General features: G+C 78.4%; 1 protein-coding gene. It reads left to right on the forward strand.

All coding sequences use genetic code 11. From position 1 onward, the window contains the following. The first annotated feature begins 148 nt into the window (after positions 1–148). A complete protein-coding gene (locus tag ACI79D_RS24880) occupies positions 149–853 on the forward strand; it encodes a hypothetical protein (protein WP_456921216.1) in 705 nt (234 codons plus the stop codon). Positions 854–892 lie beyond the last annotated feature (39 nt).

An 892-nucleotide genomic window follows, 5' to 3' on the forward strand; every position in this document is an offset into this window, starting at 1 on the left:
CCGAGCCGGGCGCCGCGCAGCTGGTCCGCACCGACAGCACCGCGTCGCTGCAGGCGCCCGGTTCGGTGGGCATCACCGCCTACCGGCCCAGCAGCGCCACCGCCGCCACCGACGTCCGGGTCACCGGCTTCACCGTTCGGCCGGTCGCGTGAGCCGCGCGGCCACCCCGCGGCAGAGCGGCAGGTCCCTGCTGCTCCGCCGGGGGCTCCCGGTGCTCGTGCTGGTCCTGCTGGCCGGGCTGCTGCTGGTGCTGACCGTCGGCCGGGACGACGCTCCCGGCTCGCCGGCCGCGGCGCCGTCGGCCTCCGCCCCCGCCTCGACGACCGACGAGCCGGGGACCGACCCGGAGGCGACGCCCACGCCCACCGAGCCGGTCGCGCCGGTCACCGAGGCGGCCGCGCCGTCCCTGGTGGCCCGCGCGGGCGTGGACGAGGCAGCCAGGACGGTGGAGGCGGCCCCCGCCGCCTTCACCGCCCCGGCCGAGTGGTCCGACGGAGCGTCGGTCCGGGTGGTGGAGGCCCGCCAGCAGGTCACCGGCGGCCGTGGTCCCGGGGACCTGGCGGGCCAGCCGCAGACCCTCCTGACCCTCGAGCTGACCAACGGGACCGACGCGGCGCTGGACCTCAACGCCGTCGTCGTCCAGGCCGCCTACGGGGACGGCGCCTCCCAGGCGGCGCCGCTGTACGACCGGGAGACCGTCGACTTCGGCGGCACGCTGGAGCCGGGGGACACGGCGACGGCCGTGTACTCCTTCGCCATCCCGGACGACCAGCTGGACCGGGTCAGCCTGTCGGTGGACGTCGACGGCACTCGGTTCCCCGCCGTGTTCAGCGGGGCCGTGCCCACCCGCTGACCGGCGCGCACACGGCCGCCGCCGCGCACCCCCGTGCGC

The sequence above is a fragment of the Geodermatophilus sp. SYSU D00708 genome (genome assembly GCF_054050115.1).